This window comes from Pigmentiphaga litoralis (genome assembly GCF_013408655.1).
Taxonomy (GTDB): Bacteria; Pseudomonadota; Gammaproteobacteria; order Burkholderiales; family Burkholderiaceae_B; genus Pigmentiphaga; species Pigmentiphaga litoralis_A.
The window spans coordinates 88,095-109,391 of record NZ_JACCBP010000003.1 but is presented as its reverse complement, the minus strand read 5'-3'; the positions used below and the strand labels follow the sequence as shown (position 1 = coordinate 109,391).

Sequence of the window (21,297 nt, the reverse complement as noted above, 5' to 3'; positions counted from 1 at the left end):
GGGCCGTTTACGGGCCCTTGCCCTTACTGGCATCAGGCGTATTCACGATGAGCGCGGGCGGCATCCTGGAAGGATCTGGCGCCATGGCGCGAGGGTGGCTGGCCGCCACGCTGCGCGGACGCGTGCCGGCGGCAGACACGGTTGGCATCACCCGCGCCGCGGCGCCCACCGTCAGCCCCTGCGCCGCCAGCCGCTCGGCCCGTTTGGGACCGATGCCGCGGACCCGGCGCGTAAAGTCTTCGAACGACAAGAACTGTCCGCGCTGCTGGCGTTCCTTGACGATGAGCGACGCCGTCTTGGGCCCGATGCCGCGGATGCCTTCCGGCTGCGTTTCGGTGGCGGTATTGACGTCCAGGCCGTAGGCGGCGCCAGGCGATCCCAGCGACAGTCCGCCCGCGGTCAGCGCGGCAAGGAACACGAAGTGACGCGTTCGGCGCAGGACGGCGCGTGTGCGCCGCGGCGCAATGGCCTGCGCCGGCGCCGGCTCTGGCGATGACGTTTCAGGGGATGCCGACTCACGCACGGCGTAGTCGACCGTGCCCGCACGCGTTGTCGGCGTCGCGGCGGACTGATCAGCCGACGGCCCGGCGCAGGCAGATTCAAGGAAGGGATTCATGAGGCGGCTCCAGACACGATCCCGCCCTTGCGTCCCGGCCGACTGGCACGGCTGCGCAACGGCAGGTGATGGAGCCATCGTGCGCCGATCGGCCGTCAAACGGCGCAGCGGCGCAACGCAATGTCCAAGCGCAACGCTACGTAGGTAGCACGCCGCCGATCACTTCCCCGCGCGCAGCGCCCGCACGTACTCCGACACGCCCGTCTGCACATCCCGCATCGGCGCGGTGTAGCCGGCTTCGCGCAGCTGCGTCGTGTCGGCCTGGGTGTAGCTCTGATAACGGCCCTTCAGGTCATCGGGGAACGGGATGTACCGGATCAGTCCCTTGGCCACCAGTTCCTCGAGCGGCAAGGCCGCTTCGCCCTGCTCTTCCCGCAGCGTGTTCACCACGGCCATCGCCACATCATTGAAGGGCTGGGCGCGGCCAGTGCCGCAGTTGTAGACGCCCGGCTGATCGTGGTTTTCCAGAAAGTGCAGGTTCACGGCAACGGCGTCATGCACCGAAATGAAATCGCGTTGCTGGCCGCCATCCGGATAGCCATCCCAGCCGCCGAACAGCCGCACATGCCCTTCGGACAGGAACTGATTCATGTTGTGGAACGCCACCGAGGCCATGCGCCCCTTGTGCTGTTCACGCGGGCCGTACACGTTGAAGTAGCGCAGGCCGATTACCGGCGCCGTCAACTTGCCCAGGTACCGACGCAGCACCTGGTCGAACAGGAATTTGGAATAGCCATACACGTTCAGCGGCTTTTCGTACTTCAGGTCTTCCACGTAATCCGGGCCGGCGCCATAGACCGCGGCCGACGACGCGTAGATGAGCGGAATGCGCTGCTGCTGCGAGTAGTCGAACAGCTCGTGCGTGACCCGGTAATTGTTGTCCATCATGTAGGCGCCGTTGCGTTCGGTGGTGTCCGAGCACGCGCCCTGGTGAAGGATCGCATCGATGGGGGGCAGGCTGCGGTCCATGACGCGCTTGCGGAATTCGTTCTTGTCCATGTAGTCGGCGATCTGGCCGTCGACCAGGTTGACGAACTTGTCGCCTTCAAGCAGATCGTCCACCGCCAGGATGTCGCGATGGCCCTGGGCGTTCAGGCCCTGGACGATGTTGCTGCCAATGAATCCTGCGGCGCCGGTGACGATGATCATGATGTGGTTCCTGTGCTGTGGCGAACGACGCGCGGCCCACTCACGCGCGCGGTCCACCGGTTGTAATGAGACGGGGCCGGTGGCCCCCGTGGCGGCGTCAGCCCGCTTGCGCCGCGCTCAGTTCGGCCGGCGTGACGATGGACGTCCCCAGCTTTCCGACCACAATACCGCCGGCAAGGTTCGCCCAGCGCATGGCGTCGTGCAGATCCAGCCCGGCCGCCTGCATGACGGCCAGCGTGGCGATGACGGTATCGCCCGCGCCCGACACGTCGAACACTTCGCGCGCCTGGGCGCCGACGTGGTCGCGGCCCTCTGCCGTGTACAAAGTCATGCCCAGTTCCGACCGGGTCACCAGCAGCGCCTTCAGGTCCAGCGCTTCGCGCAGGCGCTGGGCGCGTTCGGCCAGTTCGTCGTCGTCGCGCCAGCGGCCCACGGCATCGCGCATTTCGGACTGGTTGGGCGTGACCAGGGTCGCACCGCGATACCGGCTGTAGTCGTCGCCCTTGGGGTCGACCAGGATGATGCAGTCATGCCGCCGCGCCAGGGCGATCAGCGGCTCGACATGTTCCAGCACGCCCTTGGCATAGTCCGACAGCACCACGACATCGTGGTCGCTCATCAGGCTGGCCACCCGTTCGGCCAAAGCCACCAGGGTGTCGGGGCCGGGACTCTGCTCGAAGTCCACCCGCAGCAACTGCTGCTGGCGGCCCAGCACGCGCATTTTCATGGTGGTGGGAATGGTGGCATCGGTGACCAGTTCGGCCGTCACGCCTGCTTCGGCGCACAGGCGGGATATGGCCACGCCCGAATCGTCATTGCCGACGATCCCGACCAGCGTCACCCGCGCACCCAGCACCGCCACGTTGCGGGCCACGTTGGCCGCGCCGCCCAGGCGATCTTCGCTGCGCGACACCCGCACCACGGGCACCGGGGCTTCCGGCGAAATCCGGTCGACTTCGCCGAACCAGTAGCGGTCCAGCATCACGTCGCCAATGACAAGGACCCGCGCCGACTGGCGCACGGCGTCCGAAGGAAAGGGCTGGCCAGGCGCGGCCTTGGTGTCAGACATCCAGTTCTTCCAAACGTTTGGGCGAGTAGGTCTCCCAGGCATTGCAGCCCGGGCATTGCCAATGAAAACGCTTTGCCTTGAAGCCGCAGGCGCGGCAGGCGTACCGGTCCAGCCGCTGCGTGTGCTTGTGGATCAGACTGCGCATGAGCGCGACGTCTTCCACCGATAGCGCCGTGCACGCGCCGGCCACGGTGTCGATCGCCGGCGGCGTTTCGGCGCCGCGCGCCAGTTGCGCTTCCAGCATGCGGTCCAGGCCCAGCAGCGACGGATTGCGCTGCAGGGCGGCGCGCGCAAAGGCCCACGCGTCGGCCGCGCCGTGCAGGCGGCCGCGTGCCAGGAAAATCGTGTTGAACAGGTCGAGCGACGGATGCCGCGCGTAGTGCGCTTCCAGCTGTTCCAGCCCGTCGTTTTCGCGCTGCGTGGCGCGGTAGTTGGTCAGGAAGGCCTCGGCGATCAGGCCGACATAATCCGGATGGGACGCCAGAATGGACTTGAGCTGCAGGCGCTGCGCGCGCAGGTCCCCTTCCCGCAAGGCCAGGTCGGCCCGCATGATGGCAATCCGTACGTGCGGGGGCGCTTCGGCGCTGCGCTGCGCCAGTTCCGACGCGTGCGTAGCGGCGTCCAGCGCGTGGGTGGCGGCGTCGATATCGGGCACCGGCAAGGCCAGTGCGGCGGCCGCCTCTTCGCAATGGAAATGCACGGCCTGTGGCACGGGTTCGTCGACCAGGCCCTGCAGCGCATGCACGGCCTGGATCGCGGCCGGCCAGTCGCGCTCGGTCTCGTGAATGCGGATCAGGGCCCGCAAGGCATCAGGCGCAAACCGGGTCGGCTTCAGCTGATCGAAGGCGGCTTCAGCCCGGTCCAGCATGCCGGCGCGCAAGTAGTCCTGCGCCAGTTCGTTCATGGCCTGCTCACGCTGGCTGACCGGCAGGTCGGGCCGCTGCAGCAGGCTCTGATGCACACGGATCGCCCGCTCGATCTCGCCCCGGCGCCGGAACAGGCTGCCCAGCGCAAAGTGCAGGTCGGTCGTTTCGGGATCGAGCTTGGCCACTTCGACGAAGGCGTCGATGGCCCGGTCGTGCTGCTCGTTCAGCAGGAAGTTCAGCCCGCGAAAGTAGGAGTCGGGCAGATTGCGGTTTTCGGACAGCATCTGCCGCACGTCAACCCGCGCCGCGATCCAGCCCAGTCCGAATAGCAAGGGAACGGCAATCAACCACCAGGGTTCGAAATCCACAGGCGCGCCTTACAACGGAGACAGGGGAATGTAGACGTCCGGCGACGGCGGGCCTTCCGGCTGCATGGCGGTCGCGGGCACCAGCGCGCGCGTGCGTTCCAGCTCGCGGCGCAGCGTGGCCATTTCGCGGCGGCGGCGCAAGACGGCCGGCACGGTCAACAGCAGTCCGAAAACGGTTCCAGCAACGAAGCAACCCAGCATCACGACGATGAGCGGCACCTCGCTGATCAGGCGATCGGCAAAGAAATACACCGTGACGCGATCCGTGTTTTTCAACGCAAAGAGCAGCACCACGACAAAGATCAGCAAGCGCAACGCCCAGACGAGATATCGCATTGTCGATGCTCCAGGAAAGAAGTAGGGAGCGATTGTAAGCCGGGCAGCGTTGCGCCGGTTACCGCGGCGACGCCTTGCGCGAGGACTCGCCCAGGCTGCCGGCCAGGCGTTCGGCCAGATGTTGGGCCGCAAACGCCTCCATCACCCATTCGATGAACACACGGGTCTTGGCCGGCAGCAGCGCCCGTGACGCGTAGTACAGCGAGATCGCGCCCGCATCGGCATACCAGCGCGGCAGGAGCCGGACCAGGCGGCCCGCTTCCAGTTCGGGCAGCACATCGGGCACGGCGAGCATGGCCACGCCCAGGCCCAGCACCGCCGCGTCCCGCATGGCTGCGGGCTCGTTCAGGACCAGGGTGTCGCGCAGCGGCGCGGCCATCTCATTGCCCGCCACATCGCGCATCGTCCACTGGCGGACCCGGCCCGTGCGCCGCGCACGCATCACGATCCCGTCCAGGCTGGCCAGGCCGCCGGGATCGGCGGGCAACGGTCGCCCTGCCAGATAAGCCGGCGATGCGACGGCAACGATGTGCGCGGGGGCCAGCGTGCGGGCAATGATCCCGGGCGTCAGGTCGAACCCGCCGCCAATGGCCGCGTCGTAGCCCTCGGCAATCAGGTCCACCGGGCGCGTTTCAAAATGCCAGTCGGGGCGGATGCGGGGGTAGCGGGCCAGAAAGCCGGGCAACAGCGGCAGGATGTGGGTCGTGCCCAGCAGTGGCGGCAGGCTGACCTTGAGGACGCCCGCGGGTTCGCCACCATCGGTGGCCGCCGCGGCGATGGCGGCCTGCAGGCCGGTCAGGTGATCGGCGACGCCCAGGCGAAAGGCCTCGCCCGCTTCCGTCAGCGTAAGGCTGCGCGTGGACCGGTGGAACAGCCGGACACCCAGATTGCGCTCCAGCATGGCGACGTTGCGGCTGACGGCAGCAGGCGTCAGGGACAGGCGCCTGGCCGCTTCCGAAAAGCTGCCCGCTTCGGCGCTGCGCACGAATGATTCAAGGTTGGCCAAGGTTTCCATCCTTGCGATCTTAAAGCAAACGTTGAAGATCAATCCAGCGATTCACGGCTTATCAGAAGGGAGTGCCGCCATCAGAATCACTCCATCGATCTTCCACACGGAGCACCCCATCATGACTACCCACCACCTTCCTCTTTCCGGCAAAGTCGCCCTCGTGACTGGCGGCGCCCGGGGCATCGGCGCTGCAATCGTCCGCCGCCTGGCCCGCGACGGCGCGGATGTCGCGTTCAGTTATGCCGCGTCCGAAGACCGGGCGCGGGCCCTCGTCAAGGAAATCGAAGCCAGCGGCCGGCGTGCCGTGGCCATTCGTGCCGATCAGGCCAGCACCGAACAGGTCGCGGCGCTGGTGAAGGAAGCCCACGCCCGGCTGGGACGCCTCGACATCCTGGTGAACTCGGCCGGTGTGTTCGTGACCGGCACCGTCGATGACGCCCAGGCCGACCTGGCGGCGTTCGACCGGCAGTTCGACGTCAACGTCAAAGGAGTGGCCGCCGCCGTGCGTGCCGCGGTTCCGCTCATGTCCGATGGCGGCCGCATCGTGTCCATTGGCACCACCGGCGCTGTGCACGTGCCCTTTGCCGGCGCCGCCGATTACATCGCCAGCAAGGCTGCGGTCGCCGCCTACACCCGGGGCTGGTCGCGTGACCTGGGCGCCCGGAACATCACCGTCAACGTCGTCCAACCCGGCGCCATCGACACCGACATGAACCCGCAAGACGGCCCTTTCGCCCAGACGCTGAAGGCGCTGACCCCGCTTGGCCGCTACGGCCGCCCGGAAGAGATCGCCGCAGCCGTGGCCTTCCTGGCCGGCCCCGATGCGGCGTATATCACCGGCGCCACGCTCAATGTCGACGGCGGCCAGCTCGCCTGATCCCACCCCCATTCATTCCCTGATTCCACGACACAAGGACCTTTCACCATGACCACCTCTACCCATACCCCCGCTTCCGCCGTCCCCGGGCGCGATCCCAGCATCGGCATCATCGGCGCCGGCAATATCGGCCGCGCGATTGCGTCCGCGCTTGCCCATGCCGGCCTGACCGCCACCCTGTCCAACAGCCGCGGGCCCGACAGCCTGGCCGACACCGTCGCGGCCATCGGGCCGACGATCCACGCCGGCACCCGCGAAGACGCCGCCGCCAAGGACATCGTGTTCGTTGCCGTTAACTGGTCGAAACTGCCCGCCGCCCTGGCCGGCCTGCCGGATTTTGGCCAACGCATCGTGGTCGATGCCAACAATCCGATCGAAGCGCCTCTGTTCAAGCCCGCCGATCTGCAGGGCCGCCTGTCGTCCGAGGTGGTCGCCGACCTGGTGCCCGGCGCGCGCCTGGTCAAAGCCTTCAACCATCTGCTGGCCGCCCAGGTGGCTGATGACCCTCGACGTGAAGGCGGACGACGCGTACTGTTCTATTCCGGGGATGACGCACAGGCAAAGGCCGACGTGGCTGCTTTGATCGACCGTCTGGGCTTCTTCGGCATCGACCTGGGTGCCCTCGCGATCGGGGCCCGCCTCGCCCAATTTCCGGGCGGCCCGCTGCCTGCTCTCAATCTTGTCAAATTCGGCTGACACCCTGTCACCGTTGCAAGCGCCTGTCCGTTGCGCAAGCCCTCGTGCCTTGCGCAACCTCATCTTCACCGCAAGCCCTTGTCCGTTGCGCCACCCTGTGTCGCACGTCACCGTCCCTACCGGAGCTTCGCCATGCCCTTCATCACCACCTCTGATAACGTCAACATCTTCTACAAGGACTGGGGCCCCAAGACCGCCCAGCCCATCATGTTCCATCACGGGTGGCCGCTGTCGTCCGACGATTGGGACACGCAGATGCTGTTCTTCGTGCAGCACGGCTACCGCGTCGTGGCGCATGACCGCCGTGGCCATGGCCGGTCGGACCAGGTATCGGAAGGCCATGACATGGATCACTATGCCGCCGATGCCTTTGCCGTGGTCGAAGCGCTGGACCTGAAGAACGCCATTCACATCGGCCACTCGACCGGCGGCGGTGAAGTCGCCCGCTATGTGGCCAAGCACGGGCAGCCTGCCGGACGCGTGGCCAAGGCCATTCTGGTGTCGGCCGTGCCGCCACTGATGCTCAAGACCGACGCCAATCCCGAAGGCCTGCCGATGGAGGTGTTCGACGGCCTGCGCGCAGCACTGGCCGCCAACCGTGCGCAGTTCTTTACCGACCTGCCGACCGGCCCGTTCTACGGCTTCAATCGTGACGGCGCCAAGGTGTACCCCGGCGTGATCCAGAACTGGTGGCGCCAGGGCATGATGGGCAGCGCCAAGGCCCACTACGAAGGCATCAAGGCGTTTTCGGAAACCGACCAGACCGAGGACCTGAAGGCAATCACGGTGCCGACCTTGTGGATGCATGGCGAAGACGACAAGATCGTGCCGATTGCCGATGCCGCAATCAAGGGCGTCAAGCTGTTGCCCAATGCCACCCTCAAGACCTATCCGGGATACCCGCATGGCATGCTGACCGTCAACGCCGACGTGCTGAACGCGGATCTGCTCGCGTTCATCAAGGGCTGATCGCCAGCGCCCGCTGATCCGGCGTCACGCCGGGCCCAGGCAATAAAAAACCCCGGCAGCCTTGCAGCTGTCGGGGTTTTCTTTTGCTGGCGCGCCTGCCGTTTACACGGGAGGCGGTTCAGCGGCGGCAACGTCGACACGTTCCCGCAATTCCTTGCCGGCCTTGAAGTGCGGCACCCGTTTTTCAGGCACCAGCACCCGCTCGCCAGACTTCGGATTACGGCCTATACGCGGTGGACGCTTCGACAGCGAAAAGCTGCCGAAGCCCCGAATCTCGATACGGTGGCCTTCAGATAACGACTGGGCCATCGCGTCGAGGATCGTTTTCACCGCGTAATCGGCATCCTTGGCGACCAGCTGGGGATAGCGGGCCGCCAAACGCGCGATCAACTCGGATTTCGTCATGGAGTCCATGCCTGGGCGAGCCGAAAGCATCGTCTGTCAGGAGGCCATCAACCGTTTTCGCGTTCGTTGAGCTTGGCCTTGAGCAGTGCGCCCAGGTTGGTCGTGCCCGACGATGCGCTGGCATCCGACATGCGCTGGATGGCGTCAGCCGTCTCTGCGCTGTCCTTCGCCTTGATCGAGAGCTGGATCGAACGCGTCTTGCGGTCGATGTTCAGGATCATGGCGTCGATGTTGTCGCCCACCTTGACGATGGTCGATGCATCTTCCACGCGGCCCGACGACATCTCGGAAGCGCGCAGGTAGCCTTCGACGTCCACCGACAGGGTCACGACAGCACCCTTGGGTTCGACGGACTTGACGGTGCCAGGAACCACGGCGCCCTTGTCGTACGTGCCAACGAAGTTGGTGAACGGATCGCCTTCCAGCTGCTTGATGCCCAGCGAGATGCGTTCCTTGTCGGTGTCGATGCCCAGAACCACGGCTTCGACTTCGTCGCCCTTCTTGAAGTTGCGCACGGCTTCTTCGCCGGTTTCGCTCCAGGACAGGTCGGACAGGTGCACCAGGCCGTCGATGCCGCCAGGCAGACCGACGAACACGCCGAAGTCGGTAATCGACTTGATGGCGCCGCGGACCTTGTCGCCACGCTTGTGGTTGATCGAGAATTCTTCCCACGGATTCGCGCGGCACTGCTTCATGCCCAGCGAGATACGGCGGCGGTCTTCGTCGATTTCCAGAACCATGACTTCGACTTCGTCGCCCAGGGTGACAACCTTCTTGGGATCGACGTTCTTGTTGGTCCAGTCCATTTCGGACACGTGGACCAGGCCTTCGATGCCGGCTTCGACTTCGACGAATGCGCCGTAGTCCGTGAGGTTCGTGACCTTACCGAACAGACGCGTGCCTTGCGGGTAGCGACGTGCGAGGCCCACCCAGGGATCTTCGCCCAGCTGCTTGACGCCCAGCGAGACGCGGTTCTTTTCCTGGTCGAACTTGAGGACCTTGGCCTGGATTTCCTGGCCAACGGTCAGCACTTCCGACGGGTGACGCACACGACGCCATGCCAGATCGGTGATGTGCAGCAGGCCGTCGATACCGCCCAGGTCCACGAATGCGCCGTAGTCGGTGATGTTCTTGACCACGCCGTTGACGATCGCACCTTCGTGCAGCGTCTCGAGCAGCTTCTGACGCTCTTCGCCCATGTTGGCTTCGAGCACGGCACGGCGCGACAGCACGACGTTGTTGCGCTTGCGATCGAGCTTGATGACGCGGAATTCGAGGGTCTTGCCTTCGTACGGCGTGGTGTCCTTGACAGGACGCAGGTCGACCAGCGAACCCGGCAGGAAGGCGCGGATTGCGTTGGTCATGACGGTCAGGCCGCCCTTGACCTTGCCAGTGATGGTGCCGGTGACCAGGTCGCCCGACTCGAGCGCCTGCTCGAGTTGCAGCCAGGCAGCCAGGCGCTTGGCGCGGTCACGCGACAGAACCGTGTCGCCGTAGCCGTTTTCCAGCGCGTCGATCGCGACGGAGACGAAGTCGCCTTCCGACACTTCGAGTTCGCCCTTGTCGTTCAGGAATTCTTCGAGCGGGATCAGAGCCTCGGACTTCAGGCCAGCGTTGACCACCACGAAGTTATGGTCGATGCGCACCACTTCAGCAGTGATGACCTCGCCAGACTTCATCTCTTGTTTCTTGATGCTTTCTTCAAACAGTGCGGCGAAACTTTCTTCGCCTGCTGGAATTTCGGAAACCGAAGACATTGTTGTGTTGTACCGGGGTTACACACCTTCATTGGGGGCAGACGAGGATTCGTCCTGGAACCGTACCAATCGGTGGAGTCAAACAACCTCATTGCTGAGGGCCAATCAGCGCACTCGAACCAAAGCCTGTGCGCTGTCCTGCGAAAAAGTCTGTGGAGCATCGTGGCCGGTGTCCCGGCTCACGGACGGGGGAGTCTGACCTCAACTCCCTTGAAGGAGTTTCCCTTCAACTCCGTTAAAGGAGTTTCCTTACTACCCTTTGGGTAGTTTCCCTCCTACCCTCTGGGTAGTTTTCCCTTATACCAGGCCATGACCTGAGCGACTGTCTGGTCGATCGACAGATCGGACGAATCGAGCACCAGGGCGTCGTCCGCCGGAAAAAGCGGGGCATTGACCCGCTGCATGTCGCGCGCATCGCGCGCTTCCAAATCATGCAAAAGGGTTAAGAGATTAGCCGAAAAACCCTTTTCGATCAACTGGTTATACCGCCGTTCGGCCCGCGCCTGGGCGCTGGCCACCAGGAACACCTTCAGGATGGCATCGGGGAACACCACCGTGCCCATGTCCCGGCCATCCGCCACCAGCCCCTGCGGTTGACGAAATGCGCGCTGCCGCTCCAGCAGCGCCGCCCGCACCGGCCCCAGGGCCGCGACCTGCGACGCGCCGTTGCCGACCGCTTCCTGGCGGATGGCCTCGCCCACGTCCTGGCCGTCCAGATAGACCCCCAGTTCATGGAACCGCACATCCAGCTGGCTCGCGATGTCGGCGACCTGATCCACGGCATCAAGCGGGATATTGCGCTGCATGCACGCCAGCGCCGTCAGCCGGTACAAGGCGCCGCTGTCCAGCACATGCCAGCCAAGCTGCTGCGCGACCCGGTGGGCAATGGTGCCCTTGCCCGAGGCAGTCGGCCCATCGATAGCGATTACCTGCACGTGCGCGCCACTCATTTGTCTTTTCCTATCAATGCGATGAAATCTATTGTCTTGAAGCCCGGCGCCCGAAACCCAATAATGAGATCAATTCTCAATTGGCATTAACGCTTACGGAGTTTCCATGGCCAAGACCCTTGCCTTCGGCGGCGTGCACGTCGTCACCGCGTTCAGCGTGACTTACCTGATCACCGGCAGTGTCGCGATGAGCGGTGCCGTCACCTTCATTGAACCCATCGTCAACACCGTGGTGCACTACTTTTTTGACCGCGCCTGGGAAAAACGGCAGCGCGCCAAGGCGCTTCGCGACCAGGGTCGCGCAGCGGGCGGATACGGTCAAGCTGCCGGACAGCTGGCGGGTCAATCTGCCGGTCAACCCGCGACCAGCCCGGCGTAAACGTCGAAATAGGTCGGGAAGGTCTTGCTCACGCAATTCGGGTCCAGGATGCGGACCGGCTGCCCGCCAAACGCGGCCAACGAAAAGCACATGGCCATGCGGTGGTCGTCCCAGGTCCCGATCTCGGCAGGCGTCCAGTGCGCCGGCGGCGTGACGGTCAGGCTGTCGTGCGTGGCCGTCACGGTTGCGCCCAGCTTGCGCAACTCGGTTTCCATGGCGTGGATGCGATCGGTTTCCTTCACGCGCCAGCTGGCGATATTGCGCAGCGTGCACGGGCCGTCGGCGTACAGCGCCAGGACCGCCGCCGTCATGGCCGCGTCGGGAATCAGGTTGAAGTCGCTATCGAAGGCACGCAAACGTTCGCCTTGCGCCACCCGCACGCCGGTCGTCTCGATCCAGTCCGGCCCGGTGTGGACCGTCGCGCCCATGGCGGCCAGCGTGTTGGCAAAGGCCACATCGCCCTGGATGCTGCCCTCACCCACGCCCGTCACGCGGACGGGGCCACCGCCAATGGCGCCCAGGGCCAGGAAATACGATGCCGACGACGCATCGCCTTCCACCAGGATCTGTCCGGGCGATGTATAGCGAGCGCTTGCTGGCACGGTAAAGCGCGTCCAGCCATCTCGATGGGCGGTGACGCCGAACCGCGCCATCAGGTTCAGCGTGATCTCGACATAGGGCTTGGAGATCAGTTCGCCGTCCACCTCGATGACGAAGTCGCGGCCCGTCGCGGCCGTGGCCAGGGGCGCCGCCAGCAGCAATGCGGTCAGGAACTGGCTGGACACCGATCCGTTCACACGCACCGGGCCCTTCAGCGTCAGGTCGCCCACGCCGATCGACAGCGGCGGGTAGCCTTCCTTGCCCTGGTACGCGACCCGCGCGCCCAGCATGCGCAAGGCGTCGACCAGGTCACCGATCGGCCGCTCATGCATGCGCGGCACGCCGCTCAACAGATAATGCCCGCCCATCATGGCCAGCGCCGCCGTCAGCGGGCGAATGGCCGTGCCGGCATTGCCCATGAACAGCGTGGCGTGCGAGCCTGGAAAGCGCGCGGCCCCGGTCACGGACACTTCGCTGCTATCGCTGCCCTGGGCCACCGGTACGCCCAGCGCCCGCAAAGCCGCCAGCATGACGCGCGTGTCGTCGGAATCCAGCAGCCCGGTGACCCGGGTCGTGCCTTCAGCCAGCGCCGCGAGCAGCAGCACGCGATTGGAAATGCTTTTCGAGCCCGGCAACGCCACGGTGCCCCGGGCGGTGCGCACCGGCGACAGATCAAGATGGGACAGATGCGGCGCGTCGGACATGGCGGGGCTCAGGAAAAAAGGTCAGGCTCAAGAATCGGGCAGGTCAGACTTCGGGCGACGATGCAGGCGGCGCATCGCCGGCAGACTGCACGCCGCCCGCGGAGGGCGCATCGACCGCCGAAGCGTCGGCGGCATGCGCCTCGCCCCAGTTGCGGCGGACCGATGAAATCGCCTGCAGCAGCATCGTCAGTTGTTCGGTGTCGCCATGGCGGATCGCCCGTTCGAACATATCGAGCATACCGCGCACCTGCGCGACCTCGTCCAGCAGCACGTCGGAATTGGCCAGGAAGATATCGCGCCACATGTCGGGCGATCCGCCCGCGATGCGCGTGAAATCCCGGAAACCGCTGCCGGCCAGATCCAGCCGCAATGCCGTGTCGGGCGCGCCGATCACCTGCCCCATGTAGGCAAAGGCCAGCAGATGGGGCACATGACTGACCGAGGCCAGCGCCCGGTCATGCAACTCGGGCGTCATCAGCCGGACGTCGGCGCCGCATAGCTCCCAGGCCAGTTGCACGAATTCGACGTCGGCGCGGGTGTTCTGCAGCAGCGGCGTCAGGATGACGTCGCGACCCTGGTACAGGCCGGCCTGCGCCGCATCGGGGCCGCTCTGTTCACTGCCGGCAATCGGATGGCCCGGTACGAACTGGTTGATGCGATCGCCCATCGCGGCTCGCGCAGCGGCGATCACGTCCCGTTTGGTGCTGCCGACATCGGTCACGACCGCGTGTTCAGGCAGATGCGGCAGCAGCGCGGCCAGGGTCGCTTCGGTCGCACCCACCGGCACCGACAGCAGTACCAGATCGGCATGGGCAACGGCGTGTTCAAGCGGCAGGAAGTCGTCGATCAGGCCCAGGTCCCGTGCGCGCTCCAGGCTCGCCACCTGGCGGCCCACGCCAATGACCTTGCCGACCTGGCCCACCTGCCGCAACGCGGCCGCGAACGACCCGCCGATCAGGCCGACACCCACCACGACCAGCACGGGAACAAGCGGCGCGCCGGGCGCGGTCGAAGGAGTAGGAAGGGTCATGCAGCTACAGGAAAGAAATGGGGGCCAAAGACGGAGAACTTAAAGACAGAGGGCTCAACGACAGAGGACTCGAAGATGACGGAGCCGAAACCCGGAGAGCAATGACCGGGGGCAAACAAGGCATGCCGGAACGCGGTGCTGGGCGCAACAGATCTCGACATCAAGGCCCCCATCCGAAGCAGCCCAGGCGGATCAGGACTGAATTGGCCGCCCGCCGCTGCGATCAGGGCGCCACCGGATACGAGCCCAGCACCTTGAAAAAGGCCGCGCGCGACTTGAGTACCGCCAATGCCGTCGCCACCTTGGCGTCCTGCTGATGGCCTTCGATGTCGACGTAGAAGTAGTACTCCCACTGGCCCGTACGGGCCGGGCGCGACTCGAAACGCGTCATGGACACGCCGTTGTCGGCCAGCGGCTTCAGCATTTCGTAGACGGCGCCCGCTTCGTTCGGCACGGCCAGGATCAGGCTGGTCTTGTCCTTGCCTGACGGCGCCGGTTCGATGTGGCCGATCGCCAGGAAACGGGTGCGGTTGTGCGGGTCGTCCTGGATATGCGGTGCGACGATGCGCAGGTCCCACAGACCGGCCGCCTGCTCGCTGGCAATGGCGGCTACCGTGGGATCTTCCGCCGCCATGCGGGCGGCTTCGGCATTGCTGGACGCCGACTCGCGGATCAGGTCCGGACGGTGTTCCGACAGCCAGGACTGGCACTGCGCCAGGGCCTGCGGATGGGCGCGAACCCGCACCACGCCGTCCAGCGTGCCGCTGCGGGTCATCAGGCAATGATGGACCGGCACCGACCGTTCGCCCAACACCTTGGCCGACGTGGTCAGCAGCAGGTCGAGCACGCGATTGACCGCGCCCTCGTTGGAATTTTCAAGTGCGACCATGCCAAAGTCGGCACGCCCCGCTTCGACCGCGCGGAACACTTCGTCGAAATTGATGCACGGCACGGTGTCGACCGCATGGCCAAAATGCGCCAGCGCGGCCACTTCGGTGTAGGTGCCTTGCGGGCCCAGAAAGGCCACCTTGGCCGGCTCTTCCAGTGCGCGGCAGGCCGACATGATCTCGCCCCAGATCGCGGCGATCGCCGTTCCCGGCAAGGGTCCGGTGTTCATGTCCTGCAGCCGGCGGATCACCTGGGCTTCACGTTCCGGCCGCAAAACGGGCCCGCTGACGTGCTGCTTGACCTCGCCCACGGCCAGCGCGGTCCGGGCGCGCTCGGTCAGCAGCGCAAAGACTTCGGCGTCGATCGCGTCGATACGCGCGCGCAACGGCGCGAGCTTCTGCGCAAGCACGTCATCCATGGCTTTGCTCGAACGACTTCATGAACGCGATCAGGGCCTGGATCCCTTCCATCGGCATGGCGTTGTAGATCGACGCACGCATGCCGCCCACGCTTTTATGACCCTTCAGCTGCAGCAGTCCGGCCGCGTCCGCTTCCTTCAGGAACGCCGCATTCAGTGCGTCGTCGTGCAGGATGAACGGCACGTTCATGCGTGAACGCACCGACGGTTCCACCGGGTTGCGATAGAAAGACGACGAGTCGATGTAGTCATACAGCGCGCGGGCCTTGGCGGTATTGAGCGCTTCCATCCCGGCCAGGCCGCCCTGCTCTTTCAACCACTTGAAGACTAGCCCGGCGATATAGATCGCGTAGGTCGGCGGCGTGTTGTAGCGCGAGTCGTTCTCGGCCACGATGGCGTAGTCGAACGCGGACGGGCAGATCGGCAGCGCCTTGCCCAGCAGGTCTTTCCGGACGATGACGATCGTCAGGCCGGCCGGGCCGATATTCTTTTGCGCGCCGGCGAACACGACGCCTGCACGGGTCACGTCCATGGGTCGCGACAGGATGTGCGACGACGCGTCGATGCTCAGTACCGTATCGGGGGCGCCCAGGCTGGCCAGGTCAGGCCAGTCCGGAAATTCGACGCCACCGATCGTTTCATTGCTGCAGATATGCAGATAGCTCGATTCCGGCCGCACCTTCCAGGTGGACGGATCGGGCATGTACGTCCACGGCGCCTGCTGCACGCCGTTGATCTCGGTCGCCTGTTCGGCCGTGGCCGCCACCGCCACGTTGCCGTAGCGGCGCGCTTCCTTGTACGACTTGACCGCCCACGACCCGCTCAGCACGAAGTCGGCTGCCTGCGCTTCGCGCAGTCCGATCAGGTTCATCGGAACGATCGCGTTTTCGGCCAGCCCGCCGCCCTGCATGAACAGCGCCGCGTAGTCGTCGGGAATCGCCAGCAGTTCCCGCAGGTCGGCTTCGGCCTCGTCGCAGATCTGGCTGAAGTGCTTGCCGCGATGACTCATTTCCATCACCGACATGCCGCTGCCCTGCCAATCGAGCATTTCGGCAGCGGCGCGCTGCAACACGGTTTCCGGCAATGCGGCCGGACCGGCAGAGAAGTTATAAGGACGTTTCATCGCGGTCTGCACTGGCTGTTGATCGGCGGGCGGGTCGGTCGAGGTTAAGGGGTCACGTCAGGCGTCGGGTGCGGTGTCGTCGGCATCGGCGTCGGACGCGTCATCGGACACATCCCCCGCCGCACCGTCGTTACCGGCCGACAACTCGCCTGGCGACAGTTCGCCTGAGAGCGCGCCTTCGCCTGCAATGATCGCTTCGGCTTCTTCGTGGTCGGTTTCGACCACACGCTGCACGCCCGACAGATGCGTGCCTTCGTCGACGTTGATCAGGGTCACGCCTTGCGTGGCGCGGCCCATCTCGCGAATCTCGCTGACCCGGGTGCGGACCAGCACACCACCCGTCGTGATCAGCATGATCTCGTCGGTTGGCGTCACCAGCACCGCGCCCACGACCTTGCCGTTACGCTCGGACGTCTGGATCGCGATCATGCCCTTCGTGCCACGGCCATGACGCGTGTATTCGGCGATCGGCGTGCGTTTGCCGTAACCGTTTTCGGTCGCGGTCAGCACGCTTTGCGTTTCGTTTTCGGCCACCAACAGTGCGATCACGTTGTGCGCTTCGTCCAGCATCATGCCGCGCACACCGCGCGCGGTACGACCCATCGGGCGCACGTCGTTTTCGTCGAAACGGACGGCCTTGCCGGCGTCCGAGAACAACATGACGTCGTGCTTGCCGTCGGTGACCGACGCGCCGATCAGGTAGTCACCCTCGTCCAGATCGACGGCGATGATCCCGGCCTTGCGCGGATTCGAGAAGTCGGACAGCGGCGTCTTCTTGACCGTGCCCTTGGCCGTGGCCATGAACACGAAGTGGTCTTCGTCGAACGCCTTGATCGGCAGCACCACCGTGACCTTCTCGCCATCGGACAGCGGGAACATGTTCACGATCGGCTTGCCACGCGACGTGCGCGTGCCCTGCGGCACTTCCCAGACCTTGAGCCAATACACACGGCCGCGGTCGCTGAAGCACAGGATGTAATCGTGCGTGTTCGCGATGAACAGCTGGTCGATCCAGTCGTCTTCCTTCATCGCGGTGGCCGACTTGCCGCGCCCGCCGCGCTTCTGCGCACGGTATTCGGACAGCGGCTGGCTCTTGATATAGCCGGTGTGCGACAGGGTCACGACCATGTCGGTCGGCGTGATCAGGTCTTCGGTGTCGAGCTGGGACGCGTTCAGTTCGATGTGCGAGCGGCGGCTGTCCTTGGCGTCGGTGCCGAACTCGGCCTTGATCGCCGACAGTTCGTCGGTGATGATGGCCGTGACGCGCGGCGGCTTGGCCAGGATGTCGAGCAGGTCGGCGATGGTGGCCATCACTTCCTTGTACTCGGCAACGATCTTGTCCTGCTCCAGGCCGGTCAGGCGCTGCAGACGCATGTTCAGGATTTCCTGAGCCTGCGTATCGCTCAGACGGTACAGGCCGTCTTCCTGCATGCCAAAGCCGGCGGGCAGGCTTTCCGGACGATAGGCCTGCAGGCCGCCGTCGGTTTCATTTTCGGCGCGGGCCAGCATGTCCCGGACCAGCGACGAATCCCACGACCGGGCCATCAGGTCCTGACGGGCCACCGGCGGCGTCGGCGCCGCCTTGATGATCGCGATGAAATCGTCGATGTTCGCCAGCGCCACCGCCAGGCCTTCCAGCACGTGGCCGCGTTCGCGGGCCTTGCGCAGCTGGAACACGGTGCGGCGCGTGACCACTTCCCGGCGGTGCGCCAGGAAGTATTCGATCATCTGCTTCAGGTTCAGCAGGCGCGGCTGGCCGTCGACCAGCGACACCAGGTTCATGCCGAACGTGTCCTGCAGCTGCGTGTTCTTGTATAGGTTGTTCAAGACGACTTCGGGCACTTCACCGCGCTTGAGCTCGATCACGACCCGCATGCCGTCCTTGTCGGACTCGTCGCGGATGTCGGAAATGCCTTCGACCTTCTTTTCGGTGACGAGCTCGGCGATCCGCTCGAGCAGCGTGCGCTTGTTCACCTGGTACGGAATTTCGTCGACGATGATGGCCTGGCGTCCGCCGGCACGATCCACGTCTTCGAAGTGGGTCTTGGCGCGCATGACCACACGGCCACGGCCGGTGCGATAGCCTTCGCGCACGCCGGACATGCCGTAGATGGTCGCCCCGGTCGGGAAGTCGGGCGCAGGAATCACTTCGATCAGTTCGTCTACCGTGCATTCCGGATTGCGCAGGCAGAACAGGCAGCCGTCGACCACTTCCGACAGGTTGTGCGGCGGAATGTTGGTGGCCATGCCAACCGCGATCCCCGAGCTGCCGTTGACCAGCAGGTTGGGCAGGCGCGAAGGCAGCAGCAGCGGTTCTTTTTCGCTGCCGTCGTAGTTCGGCCCGAAATCGACGGTTTCCTGGTCGATGTCGGCCAGCAGTTCGTGCGCGATCTTGGACAGGCGGATTTCGGTGTATCGCATGGCCGCGGCGCTGTCGCCGTCGACCGAACCGAAGTTGCCCTGGCCGTCCACCAGCATGTAGCGCAGCGAAAACGGCTGCGCCATGCGAACGATGGTGTCGTACACGGACTGATCGCCGTGAGGGTGGTACTTACCGATCACATCCCCGACGATACGCGCCGACTTCTTATAGGCGCGGTTCCAGTCGTTGTTCAGCTCGTGCATGGCGAACAGGACCCGGCGGTGCACCGGTTTCAGGCCATCGCGCACATCGGGCAGCGCGCGCCCGACGATCACGCTCATGGCGTAATCGAGATAACTGCGACGCATCTCTTCTTCAAGAGAGATCGGTATTGTTTCCTTGGCGAAGGAATCCATGGGCAAGCTGCATAAAGTGAGTTATCGCGCCCCCGGGCAACTGGCAGGGCGAAGCTTTGGAGTTTACCATCCGGCCACCCGCCGCGCCCATGATGTAATAGCCGCCATCCTTCCCTGCGGTGTGTGCCATGGCCCTGACCACCCTCCTCCTCCCAGACTGGATCATTCCTGTCGAACCCGCCGGCACGGTGCTGGCAGGCCATGGCATCGCGATCCGGGACGGCCGCATCCTGGCCATCGCCCCCCACGACGACCTGCGCCAGCGCCATCCGGATGCCGATATCAGGCATCTGCCGGGCCGGGTCCTGCTGCCGGGGTTCGTCAACCTGCACACCCATGCCGCCATGAGCCTGTTGCGCGGCGCGGGCGACGACCTCCCCCTGATGACCTGGCTGAACGACCGCATCTGGCCCCTGGAAAGCCGGCTGGTGTCGCCCGATTTCGTTCATGACGGCAGCGTGCTGGCCTTTGCCGAGATGCTGGCGGGCGGCACGACCTGTTGCGCCGACATGTACTTCCACCCGGACGCCGTCGCCCGCGCGGCACTGGCGATCGGCCTGCGCTGCGTGGTGGGCATGACGGTCATCGACTTTCCGACGCCCTATGCCGCGAACGCCGACGCCTATATCCAGCAAGGCCTGGCCGCGCAGTCCGACTTTCGGGGCGAAGCGTCGCTCGGCTTCATGTTTGCGCCGCATGCGCCTTATACGGTGGGCGACGACACCTTGCGCCGGATCGACATGCTGGCCGAAGAACTGGACGTGCCGATCGCCATCCATCTGCAGGAAACCGCGCAGGAAGTCAGCGACGCCCTGGCCCAGACCGGCCTGCGGCCAACCGCCCGGCTCGCGCGGCTCGGTTTGCTGTCGCCGCGTCTGATTGCCGTTCACGGGGTGCATCTGGATGCCAGTGACATTGCCATGCTTGTTGCGCGGGGTGCACACCTGGCGCATTGCCCGGCGTCCAATCTGAAGCTCGCCAGCGGCATTGCACCGGTAGCGCAATTGTTACGAGATGGATTGAACTTTGGCGTCGGGACCGATGGCGCGGCCAGCAATAACCGCCTCGACATGCTGTCCGAACTCCGTCTGGCGGCGCTTCTGGCCAAAGGCGCGAGCGGCGACGCGGCGGCTTTGTCGGCGCATCAGGCGCTTCATGCGGCGACCCTTGGGGGGGCGTGCGCCTTGGGCTGGCAGGACCGGATCGGGTCTCTGGTGGCCGGCAAGCAGGCAGACATGGTGGCGATACGGCTGGACGCGGCGCATCAGCTGCCGGTTTTCGACCCCGCATCGCACGTCGTTTACACGGCCGGACGGGAGGACGTGGACCAGGTTTGGGTCGCTGGCGAGTCAGTTGCTAAAAAACTACAACTCACCAAGATATCGGCACGGATGGAACTCGAAAGGATATTGTCCAGAATCCCGCAGTGGCACACGCTCGCAGTGGGTGTCCTTTCTGGCACAAAACCTTACGTGTCCAAGGAGTGACATCTATGAGAAAACAGTCCGAATGCTATACTTACCTCGTAATTCATGTTGCGGCGGGGGTTCGCTGCGAGTTTTATTTCAAGCTAAGAGGAGAAACATGAACAAACGCTCCAAAGTTGGAATCTCTCTGGCGCTCGCCTTCGCTGCCGTAACGGCCTCAGGCGTGGCCACAGCTCAGACCACGACAACAAACGATAACTGGCAAACCGCTGGTGGCCCGCTTCTGAAGAGCAATGATGGCCTCTGCTGGCGCAACGGGTTCTGGACCCCTGCGACTGCTGACCCATCCTGCGATGGCGCGCTGAAGCCGCCAGCTCCAGCTGTGGTTCCTGTTCAGCAACCTCGTCCTGCACCACCGCCAGCCGTCGTGCCGGCACCGGTGCCTGTCAGCGAGAAGGTTACCTACTCGTCCGACGCCCTGTTCGACTTCGACAAGTCTGTCGTGAAGCCAGAAGCTCGCGCCAAGCTTGACGAACTGGTCGCACAAGTTCGCAACATCAACCTGGAAGTCGTCATCGCCGTGGGTCACACTGACTCTGTCGGTACCGATGCGTACAACCAGCGCCTGTCCGTCCGTCGTGCCGAAGCTGTCAAGGCCTACCTGGTCAGCAAGGGCATCGAAGCCAACCGTGTTTACACGGAAGGCAAGGGCGAAAAGCAGCCTATCGCTGACAACAAGACTGCCGCCGGTCGCGCCAAGAACCGTCGCGTTGAAGTTGAAGTGGTTGGTACGCGTAACCGTTAAGGCCTACGCTAGCTAACGCTGGTAAATTCGGTTGCTGTTTGACTGAATCCTGACGGCAGCCTGTTTGGTGCCGTTAGA

20 protein-coding genes are annotated in these 21,297 nt (G+C 64.8%); 6 read left to right on the top strand and 14 right to left on the bottom strand.

The window, feature by feature from the left end; translation table 11 throughout:
• Positions 1–7 precede the first annotated feature (7 nt).
• From HD883_RS25030 to HD883_RS25005, 6 genes are all read right to left on the bottom strand, one after another.
• Positions 8–616 (bottom strand): ComEA family DNA-binding protein, encoded by a 609-nt coding sequence (locus HD883_RS25030; RefSeq protein WP_179590570.1) that lies wholly within the window; start codon positions 614–616, stop codon positions 8–10.
• A 159-nt stretch (positions 617–775) separates the two neighbouring features.
• A complete protein-coding gene (gene rfaD, locus HD883_RS25025) occupies positions 776–1,765 on the bottom strand; it encodes an ADP-glyceromanno-heptose 6-epimerase (protein ID WP_179590572.1) in 990 nt (329 codons plus the stop codon).
• A gap of 97 nt (positions 1,766–1,862) precedes the next feature.
• Positions 1,863–2,834: a D-glycero-beta-D-manno-heptose-7-phosphate kinase gene (rfaE1, locus tag HD883_RS25020; protein WP_179590574.1), complete on the bottom strand. Its 972-nt coding sequence runs from the start codon at positions 2,832–2,834 to the stop codon at positions 1,863–1,865.
• Positions 2,827–4,068, bottom strand: a complete 1,242-nt coding sequence (gene lapB / locus HD883_RS25015) for a lipopolysaccharide assembly protein LapB (protein WP_179590576.1) — start codon at positions 4,066–4,068, stop codon at positions 2,827–2,829. Before lapB ends, rfaE1 begins: the two co-directional genes overlap by 8 nt.
• A 9-nt stretch (positions 4,069–4,077) precedes the next feature.
• Positions 4,078–4,404 (bottom strand): LapA family protein, encoded by a 327-nt coding sequence (locus HD883_RS25010; RefSeq protein ID WP_179590578.1) that lies wholly within the window; start codon positions 4,402–4,404, stop codon positions 4,078–4,080.
• A gap of 58 nt (positions 4,405–4,462) precedes the next feature.
• A complete protein-coding gene (locus HD883_RS25005; protein WP_179590580.1) occupies positions 4,463–5,419 on the bottom strand; it encodes a LysR family transcriptional regulator in 957 nt (318 codons plus the stop codon).
• 112 nt (positions 5,420–5,531) lie between these two features.
• Between HD883_RS25005 and HD883_RS25000 the strand changes: the two genes are divergently transcribed.
• From HD883_RS25000 to HD883_RS24990, 3 genes are all read left to right on the top strand, one after another.
• A complete protein-coding gene (locus tag HD883_RS25000; RefSeq protein ID WP_179590582.1) occupies positions 5,532–6,290 on the top strand; it encodes an SDR family NAD(P)-dependent oxidoreductase in 759 nt (252 codons plus the stop codon).
• A 48-nt stretch (positions 6,291–6,338) separates the two neighbouring features.
• Positions 6,339–6,986, top strand: a complete 648-nt coding sequence (locus HD883_RS24995; RefSeq protein ID WP_179590584.1) for an NADPH-dependent F420 reductase — start codon at positions 6,339–6,341, stop codon at positions 6,984–6,986.
• Between the two features lie 132 nt (positions 6,987–7,118).
• A complete protein-coding gene (locus tag HD883_RS24990; RefSeq protein ID WP_179590586.1) occupies positions 7,119–7,955 on the top strand; it encodes an alpha/beta fold hydrolase in 837 nt (278 codons plus the stop codon).
• A 102-nt stretch (positions 7,956–8,057) separates the two neighbouring features.
• Here the strand turns inward: HD883_RS24990 and HD883_RS24985 are convergent, their stop codons facing one another.
• The 3 genes from HD883_RS24985 to cmk form a co-directional block, all read right to left on the bottom strand.
• Positions 8,058–8,360: an integration host factor subunit beta gene (locus HD883_RS24985; RefSeq protein WP_179590588.1), complete on the bottom strand. Its 303-nt coding sequence runs from the start codon at positions 8,358–8,360 to the stop codon at positions 8,058–8,060.
• A gap of 47 nt (positions 8,361–8,407) precedes the next feature.
• Complete coding sequence (gene rpsA / locus HD883_RS24980; RefSeq protein WP_179590590.1) at positions 8,408–10,117, bottom strand: 30S ribosomal protein S1; 1,710 nt, start codon at positions 10,115–10,117, stop codon at positions 8,408–8,410.
• Between the two features lie 275 nt (positions 10,118–10,392).
• A complete protein-coding gene (gene cmk / locus HD883_RS24975; protein WP_179590592.1) occupies positions 10,393–11,067 on the bottom strand; it encodes a (d)CMP kinase in 675 nt (224 codons plus the stop codon).
• Positions 11,068–11,173: 106 nt separating this feature from the next.
• On the opposite strand from cmk, the gene HD883_RS24970 reads away from it, so the two are divergent.
• The gene (locus HD883_RS24970; RefSeq protein WP_179590594.1) at positions 11,174–11,446 is read left to right on the top strand and encodes a DUF2061 domain-containing protein; all 273 of its coding nucleotides are present in this window, start codon (positions 11,174–11,176) and stop codon (positions 11,444–11,446) included.
• Here the strand turns inward: HD883_RS24970 and aroA are convergent.
• The 5 genes from aroA to gyrA form a co-directional block, all read right to left on the bottom strand.
• The gene (gene aroA, locus HD883_RS24965; protein ID WP_179590596.1) at positions 11,422–12,750 is read right to left on the bottom strand and encodes a 3-phosphoshikimate 1-carboxyvinyltransferase; all 1,329 of its coding nucleotides are present in this window, start codon (positions 12,748–12,750) and stop codon (positions 11,422–11,424) included. The two genes, HD883_RS24970 and aroA, sit on opposite strands and share 25 nt — an antisense overlap.
• Before the next feature lie 43 nt (positions 12,751–12,793).
• Positions 12,794–13,780: a prephenate dehydrogenase gene (locus HD883_RS24960; protein WP_179590598.1), complete on the bottom strand. Its 987-nt coding sequence runs from the start codon at positions 13,778–13,780 to the stop codon at positions 12,794–12,796.
• A 223-nt stretch (positions 13,781–14,003) separates the two neighbouring features.
• Complete coding sequence (gene pheA, locus HD883_RS24955; protein ID WP_179590600.1) at positions 14,004–15,086, bottom strand: prephenate dehydratase; 1,083 nt, start codon at positions 15,084–15,086, stop codon at positions 14,004–14,006.
• A complete protein-coding gene (serC, locus tag HD883_RS24950) occupies positions 15,079–16,209 on the bottom strand; it encodes a 3-phosphoserine/phosphohydroxythreonine transaminase (protein WP_179590602.1) in 1,131 nt (376 codons plus the stop codon). Before serC ends, pheA begins: the two co-directional genes overlap by 8 nt.
• 57 nt (positions 16,210–16,266) lie before the next feature.
• On the bottom strand, positions 16,267–18,987 hold the full coding sequence (gyrA, locus tag HD883_RS24945) for a DNA gyrase subunit A (protein ID WP_179590604.1): 2,721 nt from the start codon (positions 18,985–18,987) through the stop codon (positions 16,267–16,269).
• A gap of 128 nt (positions 18,988–19,115) precedes the next feature.
• Here gyrA and HD883_RS24940 point away from each other — a divergent pair, with 128 nt between their 5' ends.
• Together HD883_RS24940 and ompA are read left to right on the top strand one after the other, a co-directional pair.
• A complete protein-coding gene (locus HD883_RS24940; protein WP_179590606.1) occupies positions 19,116–20,474 on the top strand; it encodes a TRZ/ATZ family hydrolase in 1,359 nt (452 codons plus the stop codon).
• A 97-nt stretch (positions 20,475–20,571) separates the two neighbouring features.
• Positions 20,572–21,219 (top strand): outer membrane protein OmpA, encoded by a 648-nt coding sequence (gene ompA, locus HD883_RS24935; RefSeq protein ID WP_179590608.1) that lies wholly within the window; start codon positions 20,572–20,574, stop codon positions 21,217–21,219.
• Positions 21,220–21,297: the final 78 nt, after the last annotated feature.

Excerpts from the sequence above, each read along its gene's own strand:
- serC (WP_179590602.1), bottom strand. The coding sequence starts at position 16,209 with ATGAAACGTCCTTATAACTTCTCTGCCGGTCCGGCCGCATTGCCGGAA.
- HD883_RS25005 (WP_179590580.1), bottom strand. The coding sequence starts at position 5,419 with ATGGAAACCTTGGCCAACCTTGAATCATTCGTGCGCAGCGCCGAAGCG.
- HD883_RS24990 (WP_179590586.1), top strand. The coding sequence starts at position 7,119 with ATGCCCTTCATCACCACCTCTGATAACGTCAACATCTTCTACAAGGAC.
- ompA (WP_179590608.1), top strand. The coding sequence starts at position 20,572 with ATGAACAAACGCTCCAAAGTTGGAATCTCTCTGGCGCTCGCCTTCGCT.
- rfaE1 (WP_179590574.1), bottom strand. The coding sequence starts at position 2,834 with ATGTCTGACACCAAGGCCGCGCCTGGCCAGCCCTTTCCTTCGGACGCC.
- pheA (WP_179590600.1), bottom strand. The coding sequence starts at position 15,086 with ATGGATGACGTGCTTGCGCAGAAGCTCGCGCCGTTGCGCGCGCGTATC.
- HD883_RS24940 (WP_179590606.1), top strand. The coding sequence starts at position 19,116 with ATGGCCCTGACCACCCTCCTCCTCCCAGACTGGATCATTCCTGTCGAA.
- HD883_RS25010 (WP_179590578.1), bottom strand. The coding sequence starts at position 4,404 with ATGCGATATCTCGTCTGGGCGTTGCGCTTGCTGATCTTTGTCGTGGTG.
- rpsA (WP_179590590.1), bottom strand. The coding sequence starts at position 10,117 with ATGTCTTCGGTTTCCGAAATTCCAGCAGGCGAAGAAAGTTTCGCCGCA.
- cmk (WP_179590592.1), bottom strand. The coding sequence starts at position 11,067 with ATGAGTGGCGCGCACGTGCAGGTAATCGCTATCGATGGGCCGACTGCC.
- rfaD (WP_179590572.1), bottom strand. The coding sequence starts at position 1,765 with ATGATCATCGTCACCGGCGCCGCAGGATTCATTGGCAGCAACATCGTC.
- HD883_RS24960 (WP_179590598.1), bottom strand. The coding sequence starts at position 13,780 with ATGACCCTTCCTACTCCTTCGACCGCGCCCGGCGCGCCGCTTGTTCCC.
- HD883_RS24985 (WP_179590588.1), bottom strand. The coding sequence starts at position 8,360 with ATGACGAAATCCGAGTTGATCGCGCGTTTGGCGGCCCGCTATCCCCAG.
- aroA (WP_179590596.1), bottom strand. The coding sequence starts at position 12,750 with ATGTCCGACGCGCCGCATCTGTCCCATCTTGATCTGTCGCCGGTGCGC.
- HD883_RS25030 (WP_179590570.1), bottom strand. The coding sequence starts at position 616 with ATGAATCCCTTCCTTGAATCTGCCTGCGCCGGGCCGTCGGCTGATCAG.
- gyrA (WP_179590604.1), bottom strand. The coding sequence starts at position 18,987 with ATGGATTCCTTCGCCAAGGAAACAATACCGATCTCTCTTGAAGAAGAG.
- HD883_RS24995 (WP_179590584.1), top strand. The coding sequence starts at position 6,339 with ATGACCACCTCTACCCATACCCCCGCTTCCGCCGTCCCCGGGCGCGAT.
- HD883_RS24970 (WP_179590594.1), top strand. The coding sequence starts at position 11,174 with ATGGCCAAGACCCTTGCCTTCGGCGGCGTGCACGTCGTCACCGCGTTC.
- HD883_RS25000 (WP_179590582.1), top strand. The coding sequence starts at position 5,532 with ATGACTACCCACCACCTTCCTCTTTCCGGCAAAGTCGCCCTCGTGACT.